The 3,264-nt window shown below is 55.8% G+C and carries 3 protein-coding genes; all 3 read right to left on the reverse strand.

Going from position 1 to position 3,264, the window contains the following annotated elements; all coding sequences use genetic code 11:
* The coding region (locus tag VI895_14390) for a hypothetical protein (GenBank protein HLG20988.1) at positions 1-436 on the reverse strand (436 nt) is incomplete at its 3' end.
* A 29-nt stretch (positions 437-465) separates the two neighbouring features.
* Positions 466-999, reverse strand: coding sequence for a hypothetical protein (locus tag VI895_14395; GenBank protein ID HLG20989.1), 534 nt, complete (start codon positions 997-999; stop codon positions 466-468).
* 81 nt (positions 1,000-1,080) lie between these two features.
* Positions 1,081-3,264, reverse strand: a 2,184-nt coding sequence (gene uvrA / locus VI895_14400; protein ID HLG20990.1) for an excinuclease ABC subunit UvrA, incomplete at its 5' end; no start/stop codon positions are given.

A 3,264-nucleotide genomic window follows, 5' to 3' on the forward strand; every position in this document is an offset into this window, starting at 1 on the left:
CAAACAAAACCGGCGCAAGTTGGTCGACACCACCCGGGGAAATTATCTTCGAGGAAGAAAGCCAAAATAGGCATCGATACGAGATTTGCCGGTCGTAATTTTCCGGCCTGCCGGCGTGAGACAAAACGTCAAAATTGTCGCGTGGCTTGCGGGTGGACACTTTTTTCCGCTCGCAACGGACTTGATCCTCCCGTCTTGTCGCAGTCGAGACTTTTGTTATTTCTTCGATGCCGGTGGAAGTCGTTTCGGTGAGCACGACTTTAACGCCGTTTTTCTCAAGACGGCGATTCTCTCTAAGGGCTTCGAACAGAATTGCGGCTGCAGAACCCACACCGCCTTCAATCTTCCTGGGCGAAGGTCCTTCGGAAGCGCGTGCCGATGAACCACCTGCCATCCAGGTCAGGGAAATGAATAATGCGATCACTTTGGTCTTCATAATATTTCTCCTCAAGTTTATGGGCCGAATTAAGGTGCGGGTGGCAAGGGAGGAAGAAAGGGGACCCAGATCACTTTCCCGTTTTCCAAGCGTGTCACGGGAACATGAAGAATAAAGGAAGTCGCCCGCTCGATCGGCTCGTCCGAATCAGGCTCAACGGATTCCACATTTGTGGGGCAGCCTTCCTCCCCTCGCGGGCAGGGGACGACGAGAACCTTGAACTTATCGGAAGCACGACGCTGCCTATGCTCGATCTCGAACGCCAAACTTTCCACGAGAGCTGCCGGCGAATCGACATTTTCCAGATCCACAAGCAGCGTGCTGCCATCGCATACGATCTGGAATTGATTCATTGCAATGAAATATAGCCTGGCGATCGGTTTCTTTGTGTCGATATTCCGCCGGCTGGCTTCGTTGATTTCGAGCGCACGTTCTTTTAGGCGTCGGGCACATTCGACTTGCCAGGCTTCCGGTTTGGATATGTTCTGCGCGCGTCCCGTAGCGGTGAACGCAATCAACATCGAAGCCCCCACGAGACCGATTCTGAAGGTGTTTAAAATCATAAGCTTACCTCTCCCGCCGGCTTATAACGCATTGCACCGCAACTGGCAACAAAAAATCTCCTATGCTGGTGTGCCGAGCAGCTACGAAGCTTGAGCCCGCCGGGTTTGTGGCGACAGTACCCCCCTCATGTAGTGCCCCGTATACGAATGGGCTTCCTGGGCAATCGCTTCGGGCGTTCCGGCGACGATGACGCGTCCCCCATGTTCGCCCCCTTCGGGTCCCAGATCGATCACCCAGTCGGCCGTCTTGATGACATCGAGATGGTGCTCGATCACAATGACGGTATTCCCTTGATCCACCAACCGGTTCAGCACTTCCAGGAGTTTGCGAATGTCCTCGAAGTGCAGGCCGGTCGTCGGTTCATCCAAAATATAAACGGTCCGCCCGGTGGATCGTTTCGTCAGCTCCTTGGCCAATTTTATCCGTTGCGCCTCGCCGCCGGAAAGAGTCGTCGCCGACTGTCCCAGCGTGATGTAGCCCAGGCCGACTTCGTCGAGCGTCGCCAGCTTGTCCTGGATGGTCGGCACTCGTGAAAAGAGGTCCCGCGCATCTTTCACGGTCATCGCCAAAACCTCGGCGATCGATTTTCCGTGAAAAAGGACGTCGAGCGTCTCTCTATTATAACGATGCCCTCCGCACGCTTCGCATGTGACGTAGACGTCGGGAAGGAAATGCATCTCAATCCGTAAGATCCCGTCTCCCGAGCAGCTTTCGCATCGCCCGCCTTTCACGTTGAAGGAAAAACGGCCCGGCTTGTATCCGCGAACTTCGGCCTCGGGGAGTTCGGCGAAAAGTTCTCGGATCGGCGTGAAGGCGCCGGTGTACGTGGCGGGGTTTGATCGAGGCGTGCGCCCAATGGGGGACTGGTCGATGTCGATCACCTTGTCGATAAACGCCAGGCCCTCAATACGGTCCACGTCCCCCGCCGGATCTTTGGACTGGTAGAGATATTGTTTGAGCAGCGGAAAGAGCGTGTCGACCACCAGCGTCGATTTTCCGGAGCCTGAAACGCCGGTCACACAGGTGAAAAGGCCGATCGGAAACTCCACCGCAATGCTTTTCAAGTTGTTGGCGCGGGCACCGATAAGCCGCAGCCAATTTTTTCCGGGCGAGCGCCGCCGGTTCGGCAGCGGGATCCATCTTCGTCCGGACAGATATTGTCCCGTGAGCGATGAGGGATTATTCGAGACCTGTTTCGGCGTGCCCTCCGCGACGATATAACCGCCCAAACGGCCGGCGCCCGGCCCGAGGTCGAGGACGTGATCGGCCTCCAGAATCGTGTCGCGGTCATGCTCGACGACCAGAACGGTATTTCCCATATCCCGAAGATGTTTGAGCGTGGCCAGCAGGCGATCGTTGTCGCGCTGGTGGAGGCCGATGCTCGGTTCGTCCAAGATATAGAGAACGCCGACGAGGCCGGATCCGATTTGCGTGGCCAGACGGATCCGCTGCGCCTCTCCGCCCGACAACGTGCCCGCCATTCGGTCCACGTTCAGGTAGGAAAGCCCGACGTTAATCAAGAACGCGAGGCGGTCTTTGATCTCGCGAAGAATTTTCTCCGCGATCATCGCCTCACGATCCGTCAGTTCCAGATGTTGAAAGAACGAAAACGCCCGCTCGATCGTTAAGGCGGAAACTTCCGCAATCGATTGATTGGCGATTCTAATGTAAAGCGACTCCTTCTTCAGCCGACTCCCTTTGCACGCGTGACAGGGGAGGACCCCCATATATCGTTCAATGTCCTCGCGGACATCTTCCGATTCGCTTTCTCGGTACCTCCGCATGAGGCTCGGAATGACTCCTTCGAAGGCCTTGTCCGTCTTGTAGCTGCTCTCTTCCATGTCGTAACGGAAGGAAATTTTTTCCTTCCCGCTTCCCCGGAGAATCAGGTCCTGGAATTTTTTGGGGAGTTTCTTCCAGGGGGTTCGAATGTCGAATTGATAATGCTCCGCCAAAGATTCCAGCGTCTGGAAATGAAAGAACGACCATTTCTTCTGCCAAGGGGCGATGGCCCCTTCCCGGAGCGAGAGTTGGGAATTGGGGACGACCAGTTCGGGGTCGATAAAGCTCTTTGTACCCAGGCCGCCGCATTCCGGACAGGCGCCGTACGGACTGTTGAACGAAAACATCCGGGGCGTGATTTCCGGGACCGAGACACCGCAATCGGGACAGGCGAATTTTTCGGAAAAGAGAATCTCGGTGGAATTTTTTCCTACGATCTCGACCAATGCCAGGCCGCCGCCGATTTTGAGAGCGGTTTCGAC

The organism is Bdellovibrionota bacterium (assembly GCA_035292885.1).
Lineage (GTDB): Bacteria > Bdellovibrionota_G > JALEGL01 > JALEGL01 > DATDPG01 > DATDPG01.

What these genes read in the sequence shown, in the direction of transcription:
- VI895_14395 (HLG20989.1), bottom strand. Translation starts at nt 999, where the DNA reads ATGATTTTAAACACCTTCAGAATCGGTCTCGTGGGGGCTTCGATGTTG.